The organism is Xanthomonas sp. Leaf148 (assembly GCF_001423585.1).
Taxonomy (GTDB): domain Bacteria; phylum Pseudomonadota; class Gammaproteobacteria; order Xanthomonadales; family Xanthomonadaceae; genus Xanthomonas.
This window is the reverse complement of record NZ_LMOP01000011.1, coordinates 221,826-245,841: the sequence shown is the minus strand read 5'-3', so window position 1 is coordinate 245,841 and position 24,016 is coordinate 221,826. Positions and strand designations below refer to the sequence as shown.

Genomic DNA, 24,016 nt, shown 5'->3' with positions numbered 1-24,016 from the left:
TGCACCTTGCTCACCTCCTGCTCCTTGTCGACAGCGCCGGCTTGCGCACGGCGCCCTGCTGCAGGCCACGGTCCCCACCGTGGGCCTTCAACACAAGCGCTTATACCTCGATGATCGGGTCGGTGCGGCGGCCGATACGGCCAGCGCCAAACGCGATGCCGGCGCCCAGGATCAATAGCGCCAAGGTGGTCCAGGCCGCGCGCGACACGCCACGGGCAGCTACATCACCTGCCTCACGGGCCTTCTGCTCAGCGGTGCGCTTGAGCGATGCGTACTGCGCCATGGCCTGCTGATAGGTCTGCGCGTAGTTGTCGGCAATCTGCTCGGCCTGCGCGCGCGGCTTGCCGGTGCGGGCCATGATCAGGTTGATCAGGGCATCGCGGTCGGCGGCGTCGATGGCCGGCTTGGCCTGGGCACGCACGCGGTCGAACCAGGCGGCAAAGGCGTCCGGTGCTGCCTGCGGAGTCTGCGCCGCGTCGCTGGCGGTGGCCTTGCCGTCGGTGGTGGCGCCTTCGGCCTGGTCCTTCAAGCGCTCGGGGTTGAGCTCGGCCTTGCCGGTCTGGCGCAGCACCGTTTCCAGCTGGCCGCGCAGGTCGCCCCATTCCAGGTCGATGCCCTGCTTCTTGAGCTCATCCTGCACGCCGTTACCCAGCGTCGGTGCGGCGGCGGCAATGCCCTGACCGGTCAGCGACAAGCCTTTGCCGACCACGCCGGACACCGCGCCCACCGCACTGCTGGCCAGCGCGGCCACCAGCCAAAGGGTCACCAGCGAGGTCACCGCCCAGCTCAGCAAGCCGTGCGTGCCGCCACGGGAGGTGGCCAACCGGCCGGCGACAAATGCGCCCACCGCCATCGAAATCAGGGTGCTCACGCCCAGCCAGATGCCGGCGCCGGTGCCCAGCCCGCTGACCGGGTTGACCTCGCGCAGCGGGTCGATGGTGGACGCGCCGATCGCGGTGCCCAGCACGCTCAGGGTCAGATAGGTCACCAGCGCGACGGTGCAGCCGGCGAGCACGGCGCCCCACGACATCTTGGGAGCGTAGGAATGACGGATAACCTGTGCCATGGAGTGGCCTCGTTACAGTGGAAAAGTGCGGCTAGTGTGGAAGTGGCACCGGCTGGACGCCTGAGCCGAATGCACCAGTGCAGCTAGTGCATTCGCGTCAGGCAGCCGCTACCGTGAGCGCCCACTGTTGGTTTCCACCGCCGTTGTTTGCCCAAGGGTCACCCATGTCGTCAGACAGTGAAGCCGCATCCTCCAGCAGCCCGCCCAGTTCCACCAATCGCCGCCAATTGCAGCAGATCATCACCGGCCTGAGCGAAGGGGTGATCCTGATCGAGCCGGATCAGACCATCACCTGGGCCAACGAGGCCGCGCTGGCCATGCATGGCGCCAGCGAACTTGCCGAGCTCGGCGCCACCGTCAGCGATTACCGCGCGCGCTTTCAGTTGCGCTATCGCAACAACCATCGCTTGAATGCCGGCAACTACCCCATCGACCGCGTGATTGCCGGCGAAGTGTTCAACGACGTGGTGGTGGAAGTGGTGCGCGAAGGCACCGATGCGCAATGGGTGCACCGCGTGCGCAGCCTGGTGCTCACCGACGCGCAGGGCGAACCGGATTGCCTGGTGCTGATCGTGGCCGACGCCAGCGATTGGGCCAGTGCCGAACAACGCTTCGAGCGCACCTTCAACGCCAATCCTGCGCCGGCCTGCATCTGCCGGCTCGATGACAAGCGCTACATCAAGGCCAATCAGGGCTTTCTGGAAATGACCGGCTACACGCGCGAAGCGGTGGTGGGCAAAAGCGTGTTCGAAGTGGACGTGATGGAAATGGCCGACCGCCGCGAGCTGGGGCTGGAGCGGCTCAACGAAGGCGCCACCATTCCGCAGATGCAGGCCGAACTCAGCCTGCCCGATGGCACCACCAAGCTGGTGGTGGTGGCCGGCCAGCCGATCGAAATCGGCGAAGAAGCCTGCATGCTGTTTACCTTCATGGACCTGGAACCGCGCCGCCGCGCCGAGGTGGCGTTGCGTCAAAGCGAGGAGCGCTTTGCCAAGGCGTTTCGCATCACCCCGGTGCCCACCCTGATGTGCAATGCAGAAACCTTGCAGATCGTGGAAATCAACGACGCTGTCTCGCAGATCACCCAGTACGCCACCGAAGACATCGTCGGCAAACCCATCGAAGACATCGGCCTGTTTCCCAGCCGCCAGGCCTACCAACAGTTTCATCGTGCGCTGGCCGAGACCGGCAGCATGCTCAATGTCGAATACGCCATCGCGCGCAAGGATGGCGAGCAACTGGACTGTCTGGTCTCCGCAGAAACCGTGAGCATCCACGGCGTGCAGTGCTATCTGCTGTCGCTGATGGATATCACCGACCGCAAACGCACCGAGATGGAACTGGTCACCGCCATCGAAGCGGTGATGCAGGACGCCTCCTGGTTCAGTCAGAGCTTGCTGGAGAAACTGGCCAACGTGCGCCGCGCCAATCGACCCAGCCAGACCAGCGGCTGCGGCATCGCCGAACTCACCGACCGCGAGCGCGACGTGCTCGGACACATCGCCGAAGGCCTGGCCGACAAACAGATCGCGCAGGAACTGGGCGTCTCGCCCAATACGGTGCGCAATCACGTGGCGGCGTTGTATTCAAAGATCGACGTGCATAGTCGCGGTGAAGCGATCGTCTGGGCACGCGAGCGCGGCTTTGTCGGTCGCAGCGCCAAACCGGCAGCGCGCAAGAAGTAACTGCACACGTGGCGCGAATGCACTAATGCATTTAGTGCATTCGCAACTGGGCCAGCCACGCGCGAGCGCACATCATGCTCACACCGGCCCGGAGACACTGGCCGGGTTCCCCAAACTACGAGAAAGGTCCCATGGATAAGAACCGTATCGAAGGTACCGCCAAGCAGATCAAGGGCTCGGTCAAGGAAGCCATCGGCCGTGTCACCGGCGACAAGAGCACCGAGCTGGAAGGCGCCGCCGAAAAGAATATCGGCAAGGTCCAGGCCAAGGCCGGTGAAGTGGTCGACAAAGTGCGTGACGCTTCGAAGTAAGCGTGGCGTGAGGGTTTGCGAGGTTGGAAGAGTGCGAGCGTTGGCGCGATAAGTTGATGGTGCGACGAGTTGCAGGAGGTAGCCGAACAGCAACACTTGTCGACGCTTTGGGCCAAGTAGCAGTGTAGTTGTGCCAAGCAAGAGCTAAGGCTGTTCCAAGCAAGAGCTTAGTTGGCCGAATCGGGGAGCAACTTGATTGGCTGCATGAGGTGTCTGGATGGATGATGTGTCTGGATCATCTGCTTGCCACGACGCGTTATCTGCTCGTGTCGACTCGCGCTACCCATTAACTCGCGTTGCACAGCGTTAAAACGCTGGATACCCTCACCACCAAGCGCCAAACAAACAACGACGCCCCGACTAAATCGGGGCGTCGTTGTTTTTATCGTATCCAGTCAAAGGCCAAGTTACTTGACCACGCAAAAACCAGCTAACGCACGCCCGGCAAGCCAACCAAAGCACGTATAGCCATTCCCTTCTCCCCTCGGGAGAAGGTGGCCCAAAGGGCCGGATGAGGGTACGGGCGAAACCTGATGTTATAGATTCAGCTACTGTGTGCCTGAGTAGGACCAAACTTGATTCGCATCGCCGGTGCAATCCCAAATGTACGTCTTAGCTCCATCCATAGCTCCGCGTCCAGGATCAGCCAAACATTTATTGCTAGCTCCATTTCGGATTTCGCCGATTAGCTGCCATTGCTGATGGCTTCCGCCATTACAGGTCCACATTCTAATTAATGCCCCGTTATCCGAGCGGCCATCGGCTGCTTCGAGGCACTTCCCGGCAAACTGCACTGATCCGTTGCGCCCAAGACTCCATTTTTGCTGAGAAAGTCCATTGCAATCCCACAGCTGTACGAGTGCGCCGTCTGCGGTTGAACCACCAACAACATCTAGACATTTTCCGTCAATACCTCGGATTTCGCCGCTGATTGGATCGTAATTCCAACGCTGCTGCGGATTACCCAACCACTCCCATAGCTGTAATCTTGTCCCATTGGCAGTTAACCCATTAATTACATCCAGCACTTTCCCGTTAATGCCAACGAGCGACGCGAATGTGAAAGTCCATTGTTGGTTTTTACCTCCAAGCTGATCGTACAACTGAAGCCCTGACCCATTTGCCGTGCCATATCCAGCCACATCCAATATCCGTTGACTTGGTATGCTACGGAAATAACCAGTTCCACTCTCTAGTCGCCAGACTTGCTGGTCATTTCCATTACACGCGAATTGCTGAATTGGTGCTCCGTTTGACTTGGCTCCACCTTCAACATCTAGACATTTCCCACCCATTCCGACTACGGCACCAAAAATTGAAAGTGGTGGAGATGGCGGAGATGGCGGAGACGGCGGAGACGGCGGAGACGGCGGAGACGGGATTTGTGAGATTATGGCTCCCGTTGGAAAATAGCTCGTGCACCGATTTGTAGAGGAAGTTCCAGTTTTGTACCAACCACTCGGGATAGGCGACACCGGGCATATTACAATTCCATTGTAAGGCTTTTGGATATAATACTGACCCAAATCACAAGTCTGACCGTTATTATTATAAGATTGCGTGACAACATAATCCGCAGGAACAAAAGAGTCTGCGCATATGAGCATGTTGTTTCTTGGCAACTCATACCGCCGAGTTTTGAATAAAAGCGTTCCGCAGCTTAACGAGCTTCCATTAGATGTGAATACGTATCCCGGGGGGGTAGGACTACTGCCGCAGGCCAAAATACCGTCCCTTGCTTGTTGTATGGTGTATTGCCCTGAGTAACAGCCGCGGTCACTTTGATCATAATTTGTTATTACATAACCTGTTGCAATCGGCGAAAACGCGCATATCAGCAAGTTATTTCGAGCAGCATTTATCCTTACTCGTGGCTCCCCACAAGTAGCAGTGTTGTTATCCCCAAAGGGAGTGATTACGTAGGGATCAGGAATACTAGAGCTACGGCAGATGAGCTTCCCTTCAGAGGGAACTTCCATGGTCCAAGCCAACCCTGACCCGCAAGATGGGACACGTACAAGTGATGTTTTTACATAGCCGGGTGGCATCACATTGTTAGAACAGACCTGAATTTGCGCCGAGGCATCTATTGAAAATAGACACGCCCCTAAAATCACAATTATTTGTAGAAATTTCATTACCCCATTCATATTCACCCCCTGATATTAATAAATAAATTTAGAATAAAATTCTATGGCTGAACTTACATTTTTTTAAAATTACCCCTCAGACGGAACGTATTGCATACGAAAATAAATTCCTTAGCAATACCACAACATAGCTCAGCACTTATTTTCAGATAATGCTGCGGACACGAACGCACCGCAATTCGGAAACCGATTAAAATGTAAAGCTACTTGAATAATCCCCATCTTTAAAGCGACCAGCAGCCCCATAAGATCGCAAGTTCACAAGCACTGACGCCTGGTACGTCTCCTATTATGGGGTACAGCGATAAAATATAGGAAAAAACTTTCACTGCGCGATAAGTCACCTCCTCGGCACACCAGTCCGGCTAAGACAGATTTGAACGACTCCTCATGATCCTGCGACAATCGAAATAAAGCCAACGAGGCGATGATGCGATGCTCTTGGCGGCGACGCGGAGTAAGGGGGAAAGCTCGAACGTAAACAGAAGCTGCGTGGGATCATGAGGTGCTGTGGAGGGATCTTATAGCGTTGATCATGCCGCACTCTCCTACCTCGGGGCTGCCGGGGCCGCAGGCTTATCGGCTAGAGACTATGCTGGACATCTACTTTTGCATCAGTGGTATGCACTGAGCGATCTGTGGGCGGAAGAGGTTCTTTACGACACGCTATCAATGCGCCGTTTCGAGAACATCGGCGGCCTGGATGAGACCACAGTTCTCAACTTCCGTCACTTGATGAAGCGACATGATGTGAAGCGCAAGCCGTTCAACCACTTCGACGCGCACCTGTTGCGCAAGGAGCAGAGCCTGCGCGGTTGCATGATCGTAGATGCCATTATCACAGGTACGCCCAATTGGACCGAGCACACACAGCCGGTGCGATCCTGAGATGCACCGGACTAGATAACGACAATTAGTATTTCCTCGGGATAAGGGTGCATATCGGAGGGGACGATGTGTCCGGTCTGGCGCACCACGTGTAATCTACGACAGCCACCGTGGCCGATATCACATGCTTACAAGCTGTTGCACGGCAAAGGGGACCGTGTGCGGCTACGGCAGCAACGCCGGGCGGAAGAGCGCCAGTAGACGAAGAGCAAGCGCCAGCTATCTTACCTAATCGCGTAGAAGCTCTCAAAACTTTAGGCGATCCCGAGCACTCGCGAGATGGAGTAGACCAAATGCTGAGAGCATGCCAAGGCGTGCGTGCCTGCTTGGGAAGGTGGAATATCTTGTCAGGGTGACCAAGCGCCAGCTTGGCTATGTCAAGTTGTGTTACTCGTGGCTTGGCGAAGAACACCGCGCAGGTTAGACGCTGTTTGCGCCGTCTAACCTGTGGCTGAAGCGAAAGCAATTAATGCCTGCTGTGGAAATGGTGTGCACGCAACCCAGGTGCCGCTCGAAAACGCCCTAAAAAAGGCAAGAACCGAATATCTAAGCGCTGTGGACGAGGTCGATGAGGTGTGTATCATCCTCCAACCGTATTGATTGGATTCCCTAGAGAGAGCGATACGAGGGTTGCATCGCTTGACGCAACCAGGGATCAATTCTCTGTACCCATAAGGCGCATCCGATGACACACGCCGTACCAACACCCATGCGACCCAGCACTGCGCTGGTGGTGATCATCGTGGCGCAGTTGCTGGGCACCTCGTTGTGGTTTTCGGCCAATAGCGCGGCCGACGACGTGATGCGGCAGTGGGGCGTGGGTGCGGCGGCCATCGGGTTGCTGACCATGGCCACGCAGGTCGGTTTTATCCTGGGTACGTTGAGCTTTGCGCTAAGCGGGTTGGCCGACCGGTTTGCGGCCAACCGCATCTTTGCCAGCTGCGCGGTAGGCGGCGCGGCGTGCAATCTGGGCTTTGCGGTGTTTGCCAGCGATGTCGCCACGGGAATGGTGTGGCGTTTTGCGGTGGGGCTCTGCCTGTCTGGCATCTACCCGATCGGGATGAAGCTGGTGGTGCAGTGGGCGCCGCAACATGCGGGCAAGGCACTGGCATGGCTGGTCGGCATGCTGACGCTGGGCACCGCGTTGCCGCAGGGCATCAAGGCGATAGGCGGCGCGTTGCCGTGGCAGACGCCGATCCTGGTGGCGTCGGTACTGGCGGTGATTGCGGCAGTGATGATCCTGCGCCTGGGGCAAGCTGCGTCTGCCCCGCGACGGGCGGGCGGCAAGCTGGCATTCGGTGCGGTGTTGCAGGCTTTTTCGCTGAAGGACTTTCGCGCGGCCACGTTTGGCTACTTCGGACACATGTGGGAGTTGTATGCGATGTGGACGCTGACGCCGCTGCTGATCACCCGCGCCGGGTTGGCACAGGCGCTTGGGCTGAGCACGGCCATGTTGGCGTTTGCGGTGATTGCCGCAGGTGCCGTTGGCTGCGTGTTGGGCGGGCAGTTGAGTGCGCGCATCGGCAGCGCGCGCGTGGCAGCGGTGGCGTTGCTGATGTCGGCACTGTGTTGCCTGGCGTTTCCGTGGGTGGGTGCGCAGTCTGGCTATGCGGCACTGGCGTTGATGCTGGTGTGGGGCGCCAGTGTGGTGGCGGACTCGCCGCAGTTTTCTGCATTGGCTGCACGCGCGTGCCCGCCCGCCATCGTGGGCAGCGCGTTGTCGATGCAGAACGCGATTGGCTTTGCGATCACAGTGGTGGCGATCGGCGTGACCACGCGGTGTGTGGACGCGCTAGGGCTGCACATCGCGTGGGTACTACTGCCGGGCCCGTTGCTTGGGTTGGTGGCGCTAATGCCGTTGTGGCGCAAGCGGCCAGCAACGTCAGCGTGATGTGATGCCAGAGGCGAGCGCCGCGCGGTGTGGCGCAACGCCCTACACGGCAAGGGCATCGCAGTCGGCAGAAGTGGCGCTAGATGTCGCGCACACGGTTGAGGTAGCCGATCTTTCGTAGCGGCATCCTTGTGTCGTCGCGGCGAAAGGCGCCAGAGACAGGCCCTGAGTACCAAGCGGGCTGAACCACCCGCGCATGCAACGCGTGAGCTAGGATCGCTGCGGACCGGGGGGAACACCATGGACAGGATCACCATCGCGCGCCGTGGCGCGCTGGCGCTGACAGCGCTGTGCATGCTCGCGTGCGCACAAGGCGCGCCGGCACAGAGCATGCGCTCGGCCACGGGCAAAGCGACGAGCAAGTACATCCCGCCAACGCGGCAACCGTACAACTCCATGGCGCGCGACACCACGCCCCTCAATTGCGAGCAGCACCGCGCGCACCCGCATCCGGGCATGGTGCGTTACTGCCAGAGCATCGAGAACATGATGCTGCGTAACGAGGCGCGCAACCAGGGACGCCCCGCTCCGTCGGATTCCATCATTGCGCTACCGGGCCTGGGCACGGCAGAGGCCAAACAGCTGGGTTACGCCTGCGTGGGCGGGCAAGCGATGAAGCGGCTGCGCAATGGATGGGAGCAGGTGTCGGCTGCTGCGGGTGGGTGGCAGCGGTGTCAGGGTGGATAAGTGAACCTATTCTCCGCCGGCTCTGAACAAGGCCAACATCCGCCAGGAAACAGCGGCGCTGATCAGAAATGAAATCCCCACCGCTAGCACCGGAGCGAAGCGCAGTGGCGTATGGCTAAACCCTGACCACGGGAATGCCCGCTTGATCTGCAAGAACGGATATCCCAGCAAAACCGCGAAGAAAGTGGGATCCCAGCTGAATCTGTCGCCACGTGGCACGCCATTGAAGACTACGTCAAGGCCAAAATAAAGCATGTAAGCAGCAAAGCCCATGAGTATCACTGCATGGACTTTGAGCGCGGTGCCAAGCTTTTCCCGGCGAATGAAGGCGAGCACCGAGAATGCCAACGCAACGATCACCGCAGGCACAGACACATAGGCAAACGCAATCTCCTGCGCCATCTCCGGTACCTTGCCGGTACTCACCAACAGCAGGGCGCCCCCATGTGCGAGCAGTACAAGGGCGCACAGTGCAGAGTTTACGCAGAGCATCGCAAAGGAACTGATGCTGTCCAGCCTATCCAACAGCGAGTTAAGAATTTTCACGACTACTCTCGGTACCAGTGCCCCCTTATGTCACATCGAACAGCTCGTCAGGACGTGGCGGGCGGAAAGACACTGACTGTGATCCTACCTCAAGGTAAGCAGGGTGGATAAGTGAACCTCGCCGCGTTGTTTGTAGTTAAAGCGCTAGAGTCAGCGCAGCGGCGCGAGCGCAAAGTGTGGGCGAAGACAGTCACGCAGTGAATTTCCCATTTCTTTCACTGTGGCGCGCATAGACGTTGGAGTGAGCGATGCGATTTCGGAGAAAGTATGTGTTGACAGCGAGAGTTAGCATCACTAACGTTGCTGTACCTGCCCCGGAGCGAGTCAGCCAAGAAAGCCAATCTCCCACCCTTTTTTGTGACGAAGATGCTTGGTCATGAATAGGAGCAGATGTGTGCGGCGCACAAACATTCGGCGGGACGTTGTGAATCGGTTGCCTGGGCGACAGCGTCTCTGTTTGGCACCTCAAGCGCATCGCGAGATCAACTTAATGCTGATCACAGCTTATCGGCAGTTTCCAATTTCCATAGTTCACGTCGATAAATCGATGAATCATGTGATCCAAAGGCAGCTATTCCACGAGTAGGAACTAGACACGTGAGATAGCTGATGGCACTGCCAAATTGCTAAGGAACCTCTGAATAACTCATGGCCCAGCGAGAGAGTGTTGCAATCTAGCCTAATCACGACAATCGCCGGCGCTTAAAATCAAGCACTTGCGCGTGATTTAGTCTGTCCAAGGCATCGATCGGAAGGCTATGAAAGAGTTGTTCAGAGCTTCCCTAAAGTATGATCACTAGCCCGTATGGACGAATTGCTGATGAGACCTACCAAAGTTGCGCTAGTCTCATTCTTCGTCCTCTGCATATGCTCGCTATGTGCATGCGCGCATACGACTGCCAATCCAACCTCGCGACTTCCAGAAGAGCCACGCGCAATGACGACGCCTGAGACCTCAATGGTCAATCCTATGCTTAGCGCTGTTGAAATCGCTGAAAAGTTTTTGAAGTTGCTGGAAGGGTTGCAATCCAGAAAAGATCTGACCGTTGAGCGGATACGCGAAGTCACCGGGGTGTCTCTAAGAAAAGTTTCCTTCCCTTCCGAAAATCTTGAGTCATATATATATGGCCAGGCGGTTGGCAGTGGCTGGAGCTACTCATTAGAGCTCATCCCCGAGTCCCCCTCTCTGAAGCAGGGAATAAGCCTATCCTTCATTAACGAAGGTGATGACTATTCCAGCCTAGAAAGCAATTGCGTTGATTTTGAGAAGTACAAGAATTCTCTGATAACCGCTGGATTCATCGATTCGCCTGTATACGGTGAAATAGGTCAATTGCAAAGTTGGCGGCTTTCCAAGTTTGCGAAGGATGGGAGTGGGAACGATATTGTTATATCGATCGTTCCACAGAACGAGATACCTGGTTCGCCTGGTAGGCTCTGCGTCAAATCAGTTGGTACATTGAATTAATCAAGGATGGATGCTGATGGCGACTCCGAATCCACAACTTGAAGCGGCGTTAGCCCAGTTTGCTGGTTCTGGTGTAAGCCAGTATCAAGTTACCCAGTTGCGTGGTGCGCTTGCAAAAGATATGACAGGCAATCGACGGTCAACCATCAATGCCTCACCGTTTTTAGCCAACGAGCTCAAAAAGTCTGCGGCTCAGATCGATCAATCGTACCCGTATAGCCAGGGGAGAGCACAGTTTGAGGACTTTGGCTTCCTAAGGCTTGGTGTAGCGGCTGAAGGTACTTACGGCGGCAGCAACAGGATCATGAGTTTGCAACTGCGAGGACTTCATGCCGGCTCGGTAGCTAATCCTTACCCAGCCTTCTATGCTCAACAATTCATCTCTTAGGATCCGCTGATGCGCTTCTCCCGAGTCGCCCTGCTCTTCCTAACCGCACTTTTTGTGCATGCATTGGGCGCTTGCGCGCATACAGCATCCCAACCCCTCAAGCCGCTGGCGAAGGAGCACGCTGATATGACCTCGCCGGAGACCGTCACGGCCGACAACATTACGCTAAGCGTTGAGGAGATCGGCAATCGGTTCTTGAAGCTGATCGAGGGGCTGGACTCTCGTGATGACCTAAGTCCTGAACGCATTCGGGAAGTCATGGGAATCACGCTTAAGAAGCCAGACCCAGGAAAACTGGCGGTGGGATACTGGAGCGTCGATCTGGCAGATGGGTGGCGATATGCATTTACTTACGTGCCTGAATCCCCTTCTTTGTTAGAAGGGGTCGATCTGACATTTCAAAACAGTGTGGATGATATGGCAAACATGTCTGCGATTTGCGGGCTGGATTTCAATCATTACGACAAAGCACTCCGAGCAATGGGTTTTGATGCGTCGCCCACGTACGGTCCGATTGGTCAGTTAGAAGATTGGCGCTATACAAAGCTATCTAAGAATGGCGCCGGGGGGAATATCGTCATATCAGTAATTCCTCAAAATTTGAATGGCCGCGAACACACGCAACTTTGTGTCAAGTCGATTGGCGCATTAAACGGGCGCTAGGTCATTCAGGAGAATCAGACATGGCCGAGCCAAGCCCATAGCTGGAAGCCGCGCTCTCACAGTTCTCTGCTGGGCAAGACGTCAGTGGCAACAAAGTAGCACAGCTCCGCAATGCGCTAGCGTTGGATTCCAAACTGTTAGCTTAGTTTGAACAGTGCTAAGCGCAACGAGGGTAGTGAGTGTCTACGAAACCTTGGGCGTATCACGACCCGTCTAATGATGCGCTGTATGCTCTACAACCCATTTGTTAGGATCTGCCAATGCGCCTCCCTCAAGCCGTACTGCTCTTCCTAACAGCACTCAGTGTGCCTGTACTATGCGCTTGTGCTCATACAGCCCCCCAACCCTTGAAGCCGTTTCCGAAGGAGCACGCTGACATGACCTCGCCGGAGACCGTCACGGCAGACAAAATTAACCTAAGCGCTGAAGAGATCGGCAAGCGGTTCTTAAAGCTGATTACTAGCTTGGATTCACGTGCTGACATAACACCACAGCGCATTCAAGATGTCATGGGCTTCCCAGTCACTGTCGCACCTGGTGCGCTCGGTGCCGTTGTATGGAGTAAAGATCTGGGTGCTGGGTGGAAGTACGCGTTTGACTACGTTCCTGAATCTAAATCACTGTTACCGGGCGTCGGCCTTTCATTCGAGAACGACGCAAATCGCAAGTCTGAAATTGAAGTCATTTGCAACTTGGATTTTGAGCATTACGACAGTGTGCTGAAAAGCTCCGGATTTATTGCATCACCCACATACGGGCCGATCGGTCAACTTGAGAACTGGCGCTATGCAAAGTTCGCGAAGGACGGTAAGGGCGGAGATATCATTGTTTCTATCGTTCCACTGAGTGCTGCTGAGAGTTCTCCAAATCAGGTGTGCGTTAAATCCATCAGCACCTTGAATGGCCGGTAAGACGCTAAGGAGAAACCTCTCATGGCACGTCACAGCCCTCAGCTCGAAGCCGCGCTCTCCCAGTTCTCCGCTCAGCCGGGTATAAGTCCTGATCAGGCTGCGCAACTACGTGACGCGCTCAAGGCAGATGCCGACTTGTTGAGTCAGGTGGATAAGCAGGCCCAAGCCGGGGCACTGCGTGGCTTTGCTGTACAGGCTTCAAGCAGTAGTCCGCCCAATTTAGCTGGAACTTACGATATCCAAAGTGGCGTCATCACTCTTCCGGCATCAAGCCTTCAACCAACTGGCATGGTGGCAAGCCAAGACCTGAAAGCTACGTTGCAGGTGCAGCAGATGTCCGTTGCGTTTGCACACAGTACCTATCCAGATGCAGCGGGGAACAGGCAGCCCGTCACTCAAGACATGGTCAACAATCTGCAAGCGACTATCAATGGCTCTCCTGCTCTTGCGGATGAGGTGAAGAGGGCTGCCACCACTATTGATTTAACGGACACGCAAAAGCCGCAAAGAGCAAATCTTGAGGGATTCGGTTTTGTCGGCCCAGGTGTGGCTGCTGGTGGAACATACGATGGCAACCGAAAACTGATGAATTTGCCACCCGTTGGATTGCAGTCCTTCTCAGCTGCAAGTCCATCCGGAAGATTCAATCCGCAGGATATGACTTTCGTATTGGGCCATGAGATACAACATAGTTTCAACCATTCTTCCAAGCAGCAGGCGACCGCACTTTTTCTAGCACAAGTTGAGAAGCAATCGAAGATAAGAGGACCTGTTCACGATTACACCGATGAACTCAGGGCCTATATCCAGGCGGGGAGGGAGGATGAGGCAAAGGCAGAGATTTCTGGTTGGAATGCGTTGTTGAGTCGCGAGAAGCAGGTCAACCCAGCTGCAAATAGCTTGGATGCCATGCTGGCGACGAAACTCGACAGGAATCTTGATTTCATTGAGCAGGATAAGACGTCAATTTCAACTAAAGCGTTACCAAAACCTGGGCTCGCGTTCAATCAAGACGGAACTCTCTCCCAATCGCCAGGCAATATTGCAGCGATGGGGCAGCACTACTTCGACCGGCCCTCGCAGCTTTACGCACAGCCAGGTCAACGCCCGGTGGGTATTGGCGAGCACCGCAATCAGGCTGGGCAACTGCAGCCCACTGCGGACTACCCCAACTACTACGGCACTTGGGCCGTGGAGCAAATCCTGCAGGCCGAAGACAAGGCGAACGTGCTGTATCAAGGTGCCCGCCCGAAGGTGACTATCGATATGGCGGCGTTGGGCTTGAAGGAACACCTTATCGAGAACGAAGGCCTGGACCGAGGCGCAAACAAGACGCCGTTTCCGTATCACGACAGCAGCACCGCGCCGCCCACCTTGCACCATTTCGATCACACCCAAGATGGCAGCGTGCGTCCGTCGCAGGACCACACCTATGTGCCCGTGGTACCCAGCACACCTGCGGCAGCCGGCCCGCGTGGCCCAGACAATCCCGCACACCCCGACCACACCATGCTGGAGCAGATCCGCAATGGCGTCCGCAAGATCGATGAAGGGGTGGGCAAGCCCTACGATGAGATGAGCGAGCGCGTTAGCCGCAGTCTGTTGGCGGTATGCAAGGACAACCGCGACGCTTACCCGGGTGCCGGCGACCGGTCGCTGGCAGACAACGCGCTGAGCCGCGTGGACCATGTGGTGATGGGCAAGACGGGCAACGTGTTTGCAGTGGAGGGTCGGTTGGATGACCCTGCGCACAAGCGCGTGCATGTGGACATCGATCAGGCGATCCGTACGCCGGTCGAACAGTCTGACCAGAAGTTGCTGGCCGCCAATCAGACCATCGCCCAGGAACGAGCACTCGCCCAACAGCAGGACCTGGCGCGAGGGATAAGTGAGCCGAGCCAAGGCGTGCACACGCGGTAGCGCTTCAGGTCACCACGTCCTATCGAATGTTTGAGCTCATAGGCATCTCTGGCAACCCTAGAGCAGGCGCGAGTAAGCACCGATAAGCAGTGATCATGGCAGGTGAGGAGACCTCGCCAGACAGCACGCTTGACCCTGCCAACCGGCCCCCGCACACTCCGACACGGAGCCTAGAAACTCCACACACAGCGGCACCCACCTCCGACACCCTGGTGGGTTTTTTATGCCTGATCGAAAGATTTGGCATGGCTCGGCGTTTCTGCGCCGGGAGGGCGGCGAATACAACACCCGCAAGGGGAATAAGCCCGCCGGCTGTGTGCGGTTTCTAGCCTCCCGGCATCCCGCTGCGTTGTGCAGCGGGAGTCGTCCCAGGCCAAGGAGATGCGCCATGCACGACGAACCCGGCTACTGGATGTCCGAAGGCACGCAATACCACCTGCTGCGCGTACGCGACCAATTGCGCCTGCTCGCTACCCTGGCCACACCGCGAACGCGCGAGGAAGACGCCATGAGCATGCCGGCCATTCCGCTGCAGCAATGGGCGCATTGCCTGCAGCACCTGGCCGAGCAGGTGGATGATGTGCTTGAGGATTTGAGTAGCGCCCCCTAGCGCTGTGCCTGTCTCCGTCAGCGTGTCAGACCCGCAACCGGTGGGCTGGCCGGTTGGACCTGGGCGAGTATCTCGCCCTGTATCAGACCGCCGCACCTACATACAAGACAACAATGACCCGCTTTCGCTTATTCATACTGCTGCTTTGCTTTGCACTTACCTCGGCGCTGTCGAGCGCGCGCACCTTGCCGTCTGAGAAAGCCAGCGATTTGTCGGGACCCAATAACTAAACCTGACCCCGTTATATCGACCCCGTTATATCGCCAGGTTTGTACCTGGGCGAGCACCTTGTCCTTTATCAGCCTGCCGCACCTGCATACAAGACAACAATGACCCGCTCCGCTCATTCTCACTGCTGCATTGCTTGGCAATGGCTTTGGTGCGGTCGAGTGCATGCACCCAGCCGTCTGAGAAAGCGAGCGATCTGCCGGAGGCCAAATGACCCCGTTATAGACCCTCCGTTATAGGAGGGTACTTCCGAATTACAGCTAAGGGTTGGATAGATGAAATTATAATTATCGCTCCGACTTCGATGAGCAGTATAGTTATGCTATCTGATCTTTTGCTCTTGATTCATACTGATTCTGCGTGAGCTCAGACCTTAAAAAATTATCCGTAAGTAATTTCAAAAATGAATTTTGAGCTGATTTTGTTGCCAAGATTAACTTGGTTCCATCTGTTGAGATCTTAATTCTTTTACCTAACGAACTGTGATTAGAAACAAATTCAATTATTTGATCATTGGGTACTCTTCCTAGTACCAGCGGCTTCCTAGCTGCTTGAGCCAACTTCCTTTTAAACGGCAGATCATCTTTGCGTTCCTCAAAGAAGTCAGTCGCATCTATCAAGTTAGCGCCTGATATTTGCTGGACAGCCTCCCTGGCTACGTTCTCAATTGCGTGGCGAAAGCCGTACATTCTCTCGAGGAGTTTTAAATCGAGCACGTAGATTTCCTCTTCAATAAGCGCAAAATGCACGTTGAGCCCAATCTTAACGATATCACCCGGCACCTCTTGAAATGAATTTACATTTCCAGGCTTAAAAATATTGAATGAACTTCCTCGTCTTACCACATTGACGGGATAGTGATGCTGATAAATAGCCATCTTATTCGTAGCGGATCCTACAACAATGACTATCGCCTCAAGTTCACCGATTGAGTCCACGGTATAATCAAAATTACCATCTCCGCCCTGCATTGCTTTTTTCATGGCAGAGAGTGTTGCCGGGACATCCTCCATATCATAACGATAGATGACACTAGCCCGGTCGTCTGCTTGAGTGACGTCGAGGAGAGAGGTAGCCTCGGATTGTGCCAGCTTGAAATAAGCCGCACCAATAACTTTGTCTGAAATTTCCGACTGGAGGGTTTGAGGTAGATTTATACGCCTAACTCGCAACCCGGAAGTTCCGTCAAGGACAAAGTAAATTTCTCCAGAAGCTCCTTTTTGGGTAAGTATCTCGAATGAACGAATCTTCATTGCGTCGATCATCACTTGCTCCTTGAGGCAATTGCGACTCTGTCGTCAATCAATTTTAAACACACTAAATCCTTCACTTTAATTCGAGACCTAGTAATAACAACAAAATCTTCATCTGAGCCATCAAACTTCAGCTTATACAACCTAAATCCCAGCACAGCCAAGGTAGGATTTGAATAAAATCTATCGGTTTTGATGTAAATCACCCCAATGATTGTCAATAGAATTCCGACACAGACCACGTAGCGCGAGCTACTTAGATTGAAAGATATTATCGGAATTATGTATGTCGTCAGGAAAGTAAGATGTTCATAGTTAACATCTTCCGCCTTCAACACCTCTCGCGGCAAATCACCACCACGTCTTGTGAGGTGATTGAAACGAATTATGGATACCATGCCTGATAGCATTAATAATGCAGAAGAAAGTGCTATTTTATTATTGCCAATAATTTCTTTCCAGCCAACGAAATTACAATCTTCGCCAGTGCAAAGCGGAATATCGATCGCCAACACAATTGCTAGGACAAACAACAGCCATAGCGATGCCACGTAAAGCTCTGCTTTCAACCACCTCATACCCTATAACTCCTTAAGAGTAATTCAGGGCAGGAAATAAATTTCAGAGCGACGCAACTTATTAATTCGTCAAAAGCCAGGGCCACTCTATTTGTATTTTTTGCTGGATAATTAACGATAATTAAGACACTTAAGCAAATAACGGCGACCTTAGGTAGTAGAGGAACAAAATTTGAATTAATCGCATTGGATTGCACCACCATGGGGCTGCCGTTTTTACACAGGACTAGGTCGCCGCTACTTTCTGCGCTTGCCAGCCCGATTTCTTCCACGACATAGCCCTGGGGACGTGGAACTTCGGCCACCAGCCGTTCGAACCGGGACCAACCCTTAGCGGACAGGCTCTTTAACGTGTTGCGGGTGTCCAACAGTTCACGGCGCCGGTAGCTGCCGGAAAACGAAACAAGAGCGGGCAGGCAAGACAAGGCAAACACCAACCACGCGATGGGCGCGAGTACCGCGCTGATGCCTTGATTGAAACCTCGTGCGAATGGGCCGCTTTGGTACGACAGCAGCCACGGCACGCCTGAACAGATGGCGAAAAAAGCGCCAACTCCCACAGCGAACCCAAGCGGGCATGATGATGACCGCATAGCGGTAAACCCGGTACCTCCCAGCCTGCTTCCCATGCATGAAACCCCCGTTCCAGTCTGCACACTATCGTTGTGTAGCAGTTTTGTCAGCGGGGCACCCGACATTTTGTATCAGCGGCGTCATCCACTGTGATTGCCCGCACTAAATCATTTCGGTAGAGGCGCTCGCCTTTTTGCGAACGCCTCTACCGATCTACTGCAGCGCTCGCTTATTTCTTTTTTGCCTTCTTGTCCGGCGCCTGACTCAAAGCGGACGCGGCCGCTGTTTTTGAATCCTTGCCGGTGTTGCCGCTGCGCAAGACCTTGCTTGCGGCCTTGGCCGCTTTCGGGCCGGTTTTCTCGTTGGTCGCCATGCGTGTGACCTCCTCGCCACCCCAGTGGTGGCGAGGCGAAACTATGACGATTATGGTGGCCGCACAAGTCTGGTTGCAGCGCGCGAGACGGCAGATACTGCAAGACCGCCGGTGCGTTATCTGGGCCAGTTCTCTAGCGATATGCTCGGTGCTGTGTGCCTGATGTTTCAGGGTCGGCGTGCAACGGCACGGTGCCAAGCGATTACTGCGGCGACGGCTCGGCCAACTGCTTCCGTGCCTCGCCCCAGGTAAGCATTGCATCCAGTGCGGGGCAAAGCGCCTGGCCCCATGGCGTGAGGCGGTAGTCCACTTGCGGCGGGACCTGCGCGTAGACGGTGCGCAGCACCAAGCGGTCGCGTTCTAGCTGGCGCAGCTGTTGGGCGAGCATCTTCTGCGAGATGGCGGGAATTAGCCGTTCCAGGTCTGAGTAGCGCTGCACTTTGCCATCGAACAGGTGGAACAGCAGTAGCAGTTTCCAGCGACCTTCGATGAGTTTGAGCAGGGCTTCGACATCGCATGCGGCGGTGTCCGGGGTGTGCGGCTTTCCCATGGGTGCGTGACTTACCTTTGCGTGCGTTCTTGCGGCAGGTGATGCCGCTGCCGATCATGGCATACCCCTTTACACCAGACATCGCTGCCATGTCGCCTGCCCTGCCCCACGCCATCGCCTGCTTCTTTGCCGCCAGCAACGCCGGCGATGCCACCGTGCTGCTGCCGCACCTTGCCATTGATGCGGTGGTGCACGATGAGCGCCGCGAGCACCGTGGCGCTGCCGCCATTTCGGCGTGGCTGGCACAGACGCAGGCCACCACGCCGTATTGCGCGGTGCCGCTTGGCGTGCACACCCAGGGCGAGCATGTGCGCATCACCGCGCAGGTGTCCGGCGATTTCCCGCAGAGCCCGCTGCAGCTGGAGCACGTGTTTCGGCTGGTGGGCGGCAAGATTGCAGCGCTACAGATTCATTGACTAGGCATGCCGGCGTGTTGCGCCGTTAGCACGTGCCGTGTGCCCTGCTGCCACAGCAGTCGGTACGACGTTTCGCCATGACGAGCGCTACCGCAACGCGATGGATGCGCTATCGCGCGCGTACTCACCGGCAGCGGCGATCATCTTCTACAACCTCTCTCTCTTTTGGAGCCAGCCAGCTGATGCATGCCCTTATCGTTGTTGCCCACCCCGAGCAGCGCTCGCACACACACGCGGTGGCCGCGCAGATTGGCGAAGCGCTGCTGGCCTCAGGCGGGGCGCATACATTTGAAGTGGCGGACCTGGCGCAGGAAGGCTTCGACCCGCGCTTTACGCCGGCCGATGTAGCGCTGTTTTCGGGGCAGGCCGGAGCGCCGCCCGATGTGGCGGCCGAGCAGGCGCGGCTGGACCGGGCCGATGCATTGGTGCTGGTGTTCCCGATTTACTGGTGGTCGTTTCCGGCGCTGCTCAAGGGCTGGATCGACCGCGTGTTTACGCTGGGCTGGGCGTTCGATGAAGACGCCAACGGCAAGATCGTCAAGAAGCTTGGGCGTCTTGGCGTGCATGTGGTGGCGATCGGTGGTGCGGATGAGCGCACCTACGCGCGGCACGGCTACTTCGGCGCGATGAAGACGCAGATCAATCACGGCATCTTCGACTTCTGCGGCGCGCCGGTGCGCACCACGGAGTTACTAACAGTGCCGGACCCCGCATTCCCGCAATTGCACTTTGCCACCGCGCGGGCGGTGGGTGAGCGGGTGTTTGCTACCAAGGCGTGAATAGGTCGCGTTGATACGACCTAAGGCCGTGCGGGGACGCCGGATGCCTTGCTGGGGGCTAGATACGCAGCGTCTATGTGCACTGTGTTGGCAGTCGCTTGCTGCCAAGCTGCGCGTAGCGAATCGCGAGACGCATCCGCGAAGGCTGAGCTTGGCCTGTTTAAATGCAGCACCGGGCTACGCAGGCTCACGGTGTAGGTTTGCCCAGGCGTGAGTCTGTAGTTGCGTTGCAGGTCCACCGTGATGACCAGGCGCTGGCCTGGCGCGATGATGACGTAATCATCTTCCCGTGCATTTTCCAGATTGACGTAGATGCCGTAGTACGGCGCCTCGCTGCCGCTGGCATCGCGCAGGCTCAGCACGTTGTTCATCATCAACCCCTGCCTGTTCAGGCGCGGGAAACTTTGATCGAGCAGCTGCACTGCCTGGTCGCCATCGTTCTGGGCGATGACTTGCAGACGCATCGCTTGTTCGGGCAACTGTGCACTCTGTGCAGGTTGCTTGAGCTGCACGTGCAACCTGCCGGCTGCGATGACGGGGCTGCTGCAAAGCAGAGCGGTGGCAATCAGGAGTGCGGCCCAGGGCTTCATCGACGGTCCTTGTGCTTGGTGGGTGGCGCTTGGGTTGCTGTCTTGCGTGGCGTTTACGATGACGCCATGACGCGCCGCTCGAATTTGTGCCTCACTCGGCTCATCTCCCGGTGAGAGCGTGGAGTGTGCTCATGCATCGGTGCCGTTTGTCACCCACTGTGTGACGGATGAGATGTCGGGCGATGCCTAGTCACCTTTCGCTCGTCTCCGTCGCCGGGTTGGTCACACCTCATCTCCTCAGCCTGCACGCAAAGAGGGAGGCTTATTCCAGTGGCCGCGGAGAAGGTTGCCGGTTCTTGGTGTAAGTCTGGTACAGCCCTGCGGCGCGCTCGTCTGCGACGACGTTTTCGATGCTGCTCAGCCCTTTCGCGGCGATGGCCGACGACGCCTTGCCATCGCCCAACAGGTAGGCCAGGCGCAGATACGCCGCGCTATCCACCAGGTTCTTGTGCTCAGTGTCGCTGGCGTAGACCTCGGCCAGGCCGTAGTAGGCGTACAGGTTTCCGGTGGCTGCGGCCTTGCTCAAGATCGCCAGGCCTGGGTAGAAGCGGCCGCTCACTGCGGTCTTGGTGCCGTAGAGCACCGTTGCGGCCTTGTTGCCTGCTTGCGATTCGGCCTTTAGCTGGGCCAGGTCCATGCGGTCCAGTCGCGCGCGTTCGGCGTGCGAGGGGTAGCCGTGGGTCAGCAGCCATTGCGCTTCTGCCTGCGAGTTGGCCACCAACGGGCTGCTGATTGGGCACGCGTGTGCGCCGCGCTCGCACAGGTACTGCGCTGTGTCGGCGCCGGTTGCAGCTGGATGGGCAACCGATGCTGGTGTTGGATTGTTTGATGCGGCAGTGCGGTTGGCCGTGGCTGCGTTGCGGCCGGGCGCACTGGCGGTTGATGCGGCATCGGCTTGGGTGTGTTGCTGTGCGCGTGCGCAGCCGGCCAAGGCCACTGCAACGATTGCCGCGAACAACATGCTGGTCGGTTTCATCTCACTCTCCTTGTGGATGCGGTGACGACGGCAGTGCCGGTCATCGCCGCCATTGCGCGTTACTGACGAGTGCGCACCTTGGCGTGCAGCCACTGCGTGGTCAAGACCGATGCAGCCACGCTGCCTGCGATCAAGCCGGTGCGCCACCGTCGCCATTGATGGCCCATTGCGCGGCAAACGCGCGTTGATACGCCTGCCGGCTTTCGCCACGCGCAACGTAGGCCTGCAGGTTGGGGAAGGCGTCCAGCAGGCCGGTGAGTTTGATGCGGATCAGCACGGAGATCATCAGCAGGTCGCCGGCGCTGAAGTCGCCTTCCAGCCAGGTGCGGTCGCCAAGGTAGGCGCTCAAATGCTGCAGGCGGCGGTTGATGCGTTTTTGCAGCAGCGGTAAGCGCTCTGCCATCCAGGGCTTGTCGGCTTCCAGCAGCAGGGCGTTGCCCAGTTCCAGCATCGGCGGCTCGACGGTGTTGAGGGCGGCAAACATCCAGGCGATGGCACGGGCACGGGCGTTGTGGTCGTGCGACAGCAAGCCGGCATGGTGCTGGGCGATGTGCAGCACGATGGCGCCGGTTTCGAACAAGGCCAAGCCATCCTGCTCGAAGGTGGGGATCTGGCCGAACGGGTGGATGGCCAGGTGCGCCGGTTCCTTGATCGCACGGAACGGCAGCAGGCGCACCGCATAAGGTTGGCCCACTTCTTCCAACGCCCAACGCACACGGATGTCACGCACCAGCCCCTTGCCGCCGTCGGGCGAGCGCTCGAACGCGGTGATGGTGATCGTCATGGTCGAAAGACTCCCGGTGGCCGGCAACTGAGGGCCTAGCGTACGCCGGAGAGACGCGCGGCCGCTGCGGGCAGTGACTCGCCTCGATGACGTGCCCATCGGTTGTCCGCCTCACCTGCGCTGGCGCCGCAAAGGTCGCGGCAAGCGCCGCATCCCTACGCGTTGGTATGGCCGTGGCAGATGCCCTCGGCCTGGCGGCGGCAGCAAGTGCCCGACCAGCCAACGCCCGCTGACAGCGCCGACCGCAGGCACGGCCCGCCCGAATCGTTTTTGCACCGCACAACGGTCGCGCCCGGTTGCCCGGTTGGCGGGGTGTTTTTAGGCGTAAAGCGCCTGCGCCTTTGCGTAATCAGGCCGATTGAGACGTTTTGCCATCCTCGTCTCACTTCCTCGTTATACCGTGCTCTACATCACACCCTTGTGTGACGGAACGCACATTTATAGCCGGAAAGGAGAGTCGTCATGATCGATAATGGACTGGGTTTGCAGACGCAGCCTATGGGGACGCGAGGTGCTGCAGGGCATGCGTGGGCCGGGTTTTTCCCCAGCGTGGCAACGCCATTTGGCAATGCCCCGCCGACGCGCCTGCCACCCGCGCCCCGGCCAGACAGCCTCACCCTCAAGCGCCTGTTGCGTAAAAGCGCGCGCCGCCTGGTGCGGACGCTGCCCTGGCGGCATCAGGACCGGCTGTACTTCTTGAACACGTTCGGGCGGCTGCCCAATCTGTACCACCCCACCTGCTTCAACGAAAAAGTGCTGTACCGCAAATGCGTGCACGGCGATTACCCGCTGTATCAGCGGCTGGCCGACAAGGTGGCGGTGCGGCCGTATGTGGCGGCGCGGATCGGCCAGGCGCATCTGATTCCGATGCTGCTGGACAGCGCCAACCCCGACGATCTGCTGGGCCTGCCGCGCTGGGAGCAGACGGTGATCAAGGCCAATCACGGCGCGAGCATGGTGGAAGTGGTGCGCGATGAGCCGGACGCGGCGCAGCGGCAGCGCATCGTGGCGCGTTGCAAGGACTGGCTGCGCACCGACTTCTCCGACATGGAGCGCGAGATCCATTACCACAACATCCCGCCACGCATTCTGGTGGAGCAGTACATCGGCGACGCGCAGCAGGTGCCGGTGGATTACAAGTTCCATATGTTCCGGCAGCCGGATGGCCGGTTTCAGTACGTGCTGCAGGTGATCTACGGCCGCTTCGACACGCCCAAGCTATCGATGACGTTCTTTGTCGACAACCTGCACACGCCGTTCCACCGCATTCGCGACGACGGCCGCTCACCACCGTGCGCACCGGCGCTGCTGGAGCAGGCGCTGGAATTGAGCAAGGTGCTGGCTAGCGACTTCGATTACGTGCGCGTGGATTGGTATATCCAGCAGGGGCAGGTGTATTTCGGCGAACTCACCTTCACTCCCGGCGCCGGCATGGTCACCGGCCTGGACCGCGGGCTGGACCGGATGATGGGCGATATGTGGGTGCAACGGCGCGCACCGGTGGAAGCGCGATTGCCGGCATATGGCATGGGCATGCGGGTGCCGGTGCGGTGAGGCATGACCGCAGGCGCAGCACCCATGCGATGACGATGCAGCGCACCAGCGATGCCTGCAGCGTTTCGGTGCGCCATGCACAAGCGTTGCGGGTGGCTGTTAGTGATGTGCCGATGTGCACGTTGCGGCAGTACGCGCGGAACGCACGCGATGCCGAGGATTCGATCGATCATGCGAT

At 57.4% G+C, this 24,016-nt stretch carries 25 protein-coding genes; 14 read left to right on the top strand and 11 right to left on the bottom strand.

What is annotated here, in order from left to right:
• Positions 1-100: 100 nt before the first annotated feature.
• Positions 101-1,066 (bottom strand): hypothetical protein, encoded by a 966-nt coding sequence (locus ASF90_RS16740; protein WP_055852786.1) that lies wholly within the window; start codon positions 1,064-1,066, stop codon positions 101-103.
• Positions 1,067-1,230: 164 nt separating this feature from the next.
• Between ASF90_RS16740 and ASF90_RS16735 the strand changes: the two genes are divergently transcribed.
• Together ASF90_RS16735 and ASF90_RS16730 are read left to right on the top strand one after the other, a co-directional pair.
• The gene (locus ASF90_RS16735) at positions 1,231-2,751 is read left to right on the top strand and encodes a helix-turn-helix transcriptional regulator (RefSeq protein ID WP_055852784.1); all 1,521 of its coding nucleotides are present in this window, start codon (positions 1,231-1,233) and stop codon (positions 2,749-2,751) included.
• 131 nt (positions 2,752-2,882) lie between these two features.
• On the top strand, positions 2,883-3,062 hold the full coding sequence (locus ASF90_RS16730) for a CsbD family protein (protein ID WP_055852782.1): 180 nt from the start codon (positions 2,883-2,885) through the stop codon (positions 3,060-3,062).
• Positions 3,063-3,610: 548 nt separating this feature from the next.
• Here ASF90_RS16730 and ASF90_RS23925 read toward each other — a convergent pair.
• Positions 3,611-4,357 (bottom strand): ricin-type beta-trefoil lectin domain protein, encoded by a 747-nt coding sequence (locus tag ASF90_RS23925; RefSeq protein ID WP_115528132.1) that lies wholly within the window; start codon positions 4,355-4,357, stop codon positions 3,611-3,613.
• Positions 4,358-5,722: 1,365 nt separating this feature from the next.
• On the opposite strand from ASF90_RS23925, the gene ASF90_RS23580 reads away from it, so the two are divergent.
• The 3 genes from ASF90_RS23580 to ASF90_RS16715 all read left to right on the top strand — a co-directional run bounded on the left by ASF90_RS23580 (position 5,723) and on the right by ASF90_RS16715 (position 8,678).
• Positions 5,723-6,100, top strand: coding sequence for a transposase (locus tag ASF90_RS23580; protein ID WP_115559549.1), 378 nt, complete (start codon positions 5,723-5,725; stop codon positions 6,098-6,100).
• A 709-nt stretch (positions 6,101-6,809) separates the two neighbouring features.
• On the top strand, positions 6,810-7,991 hold the full coding sequence (locus tag ASF90_RS16720; RefSeq protein WP_055852779.1) for an MFS transporter: 1,182 nt from the start codon (positions 6,810-6,812) through the stop codon (positions 7,989-7,991).
• A 240-nt stretch (positions 7,992-8,231) separates the two neighbouring features.
• A complete protein-coding gene (locus ASF90_RS16715) occupies positions 8,232-8,678 on the top strand; it encodes a hypothetical protein (RefSeq protein WP_055852777.1) in 447 nt (148 codons plus the stop codon).
• 6 nt (positions 8,679-8,684) lie between these two features.
• Here ASF90_RS16715 and ASF90_RS16710 read toward each other — a convergent pair whose 3' ends face one another.
• Positions 8,685-9,224: a hypothetical protein gene (locus ASF90_RS16710; protein WP_055852774.1), complete on the bottom strand. Its 540-nt coding sequence runs from the start codon at positions 9,222-9,224 to the stop codon at positions 8,685-8,687.
• Between the two features lie 937 nt (positions 9,225-10,161).
• Here ASF90_RS16710 and ASF90_RS22710 point away from each other — a divergent pair.
• The 6 genes from ASF90_RS22710 to ASF90_RS16690 all read left to right on the top strand — a co-directional run bounded on the left by ASF90_RS22710 (position 10,162) and on the right by ASF90_RS16690 (position 15,184).
• Positions 10,162-10,692, top strand: coding sequence for a hypothetical protein (locus tag ASF90_RS22710; RefSeq protein ID WP_082473586.1), 531 nt, complete (start codon positions 10,162-10,164; stop codon positions 10,690-10,692).
• 16 nt (positions 10,693-10,708) lie between these two features.
• Positions 10,709-11,080, top strand: coding sequence for a hypothetical protein (locus tag ASF90_RS23570; protein WP_153066503.1), 372 nt, complete (start codon positions 10,709-10,711; stop codon positions 11,078-11,080).
• Positions 11,081-11,089: 9 nt separating this feature from the next.
• Positions 11,090-11,743 carry a hypothetical protein gene (locus tag ASF90_RS16705; RefSeq protein ID WP_055852772.1) on the top strand — a complete coding sequence of 218 codons (654 nt, stop codon included), beginning with the start codon at positions 11,090-11,092 and terminating at the stop codon, positions 11,741-11,743.
• Positions 11,744-12,003: 260 nt separating this feature from the next.
• Positions 12,004-12,654: a hypothetical protein gene (locus ASF90_RS16700; protein WP_055852769.1), complete on the top strand. Its 651-nt coding sequence runs from the start codon at positions 12,004-12,006 to the stop codon at positions 12,652-12,654.
• A gap of 81 nt (positions 12,655-12,735) precedes the next feature.
• The gene (locus ASF90_RS16695) at positions 12,736-14,574 is read left to right on the top strand and encodes an XVIPCD domain-containing protein (RefSeq protein WP_055852978.1); all 1,839 of its coding nucleotides are present in this window, start codon (positions 12,736-12,738) and stop codon (positions 14,572-14,574) included.
• Between the two features lie 388 nt (positions 14,575-14,962).
• Positions 14,963-15,184, top strand: a complete 222-nt coding sequence (locus ASF90_RS16690) for a hypothetical protein (protein WP_055852768.1) — start codon at positions 14,963-14,965, stop codon at positions 15,182-15,184.
• 545 nt (positions 15,185-15,729) lie between these two features.
• On the opposite strand, the gene kwaB is transcribed toward ASF90_RS16690, so the two are convergent.
• From kwaB to ASF90_RS16680, 5 genes are all read right to left on the bottom strand, one after another.
• On the bottom strand, positions 15,730-16,677 hold the full coding sequence (gene kwaB, locus ASF90_RS16685; protein WP_055852765.1) for an anti-phage protein KwaB: 948 nt from the start codon (positions 16,675-16,677) through the stop codon (positions 15,730-15,732).
• Positions 16,677-17,243, bottom strand: a complete 567-nt coding sequence (kwaA, locus tag ASF90_RS22705) for an anti-phage protein KwaA (RefSeq protein WP_082473585.1) — start codon at positions 17,241-17,243, stop codon at positions 16,677-16,679. Before kwaA ends, kwaB begins: the two co-directional genes overlap by 1 nt.
• Positions 17,240-17,872 carry a hypothetical protein gene (locus ASF90_RS23565; protein ID WP_153066502.1) on the bottom strand — a complete coding sequence of 211 codons (633 nt, stop codon included), beginning with the start codon at positions 17,870-17,872 and terminating at the stop codon, positions 17,240-17,242. The genes kwaA and ASF90_RS23565 overlap by 4 nt, the downstream gene beginning before the upstream one ends.
• A gap of 173 nt (positions 17,873-18,045) precedes the next feature.
• On the bottom strand, positions 18,046-18,189 hold the full coding sequence (locus ASF90_RS23920) for a hypothetical protein (RefSeq protein ID WP_162847476.1): 144 nt from the start codon (positions 18,187-18,189) through the stop codon (positions 18,046-18,048).
• A 202-nt stretch (positions 18,190-18,391) separates the two neighbouring features.
• Positions 18,392-18,739, bottom strand: a complete 348-nt coding sequence (locus ASF90_RS16680; RefSeq protein WP_055852764.1) for a helix-turn-helix domain-containing protein — start codon at positions 18,737-18,739, stop codon at positions 18,392-18,394.
• Positions 18,740-18,828: 89 nt separating this feature from the next.
• Here ASF90_RS16680 and ASF90_RS16675 point away from each other — a divergent pair, with 89 nt between their 5' ends.
• On the top strand, positions 18,829-19,155 hold the full coding sequence (locus ASF90_RS16675; protein ID WP_055852975.1) for a nuclear transport factor 2 family protein: 327 nt from the start codon (positions 18,829-18,831) through the stop codon (positions 19,153-19,155).
• Between the two features lie 182 nt (positions 19,156-19,337).
• The gene (locus ASF90_RS16670; RefSeq protein ID WP_055852761.1) at positions 19,338-19,934 is read left to right on the top strand and encodes an NAD(P)H-dependent oxidoreductase; all 597 of its coding nucleotides are present in this window, start codon (positions 19,338-19,340) and stop codon (positions 19,932-19,934) included.
• Positions 19,935-19,954: 20 nt separating this feature from the next.
• On the opposite strand, the gene ASF90_RS16665 is transcribed toward ASF90_RS16670, so the two are convergent.
• From ASF90_RS16665 to ASF90_RS16655, 3 genes are all read right to left on the bottom strand, one after another.
• Positions 19,955-20,356, bottom strand: coding sequence for a hypothetical protein (locus ASF90_RS16665; protein WP_236699294.1), 402 nt, complete (start codon positions 20,354-20,356; stop codon positions 19,955-19,957).
• Positions 20,357-20,786: 430 nt separating this feature from the next.
• On the bottom strand, positions 20,787-21,500 hold the full coding sequence (locus ASF90_RS16660; RefSeq protein WP_055852757.1) for a hypothetical protein: 714 nt from the start codon (positions 21,498-21,500) through the stop codon (positions 20,787-20,789).
• A 130-nt stretch (positions 21,501-21,630) separates the two neighbouring features.
• Positions 21,631-22,284, bottom strand: a complete 654-nt coding sequence (locus tag ASF90_RS16655) for a glutathione S-transferase family protein (protein ID WP_055852754.1) — start codon at positions 22,282-22,284, stop codon at positions 21,631-21,633.
• Positions 22,285-22,746: 462 nt separating this feature from the next.
• On the opposite strand from ASF90_RS16655, the gene ASF90_RS16650 reads away from it, so the two are divergent.
• On the top strand, positions 22,747-23,838 hold the full coding sequence (locus tag ASF90_RS16650) for an ATP-grasp fold amidoligase family protein (RefSeq protein WP_115559547.1): 1,092 nt from the start codon (positions 22,747-22,749) through the stop codon (positions 23,836-23,838).
• The last annotated feature ends 178 nt before the right edge of the window (positions 23,839-24,016 follow it).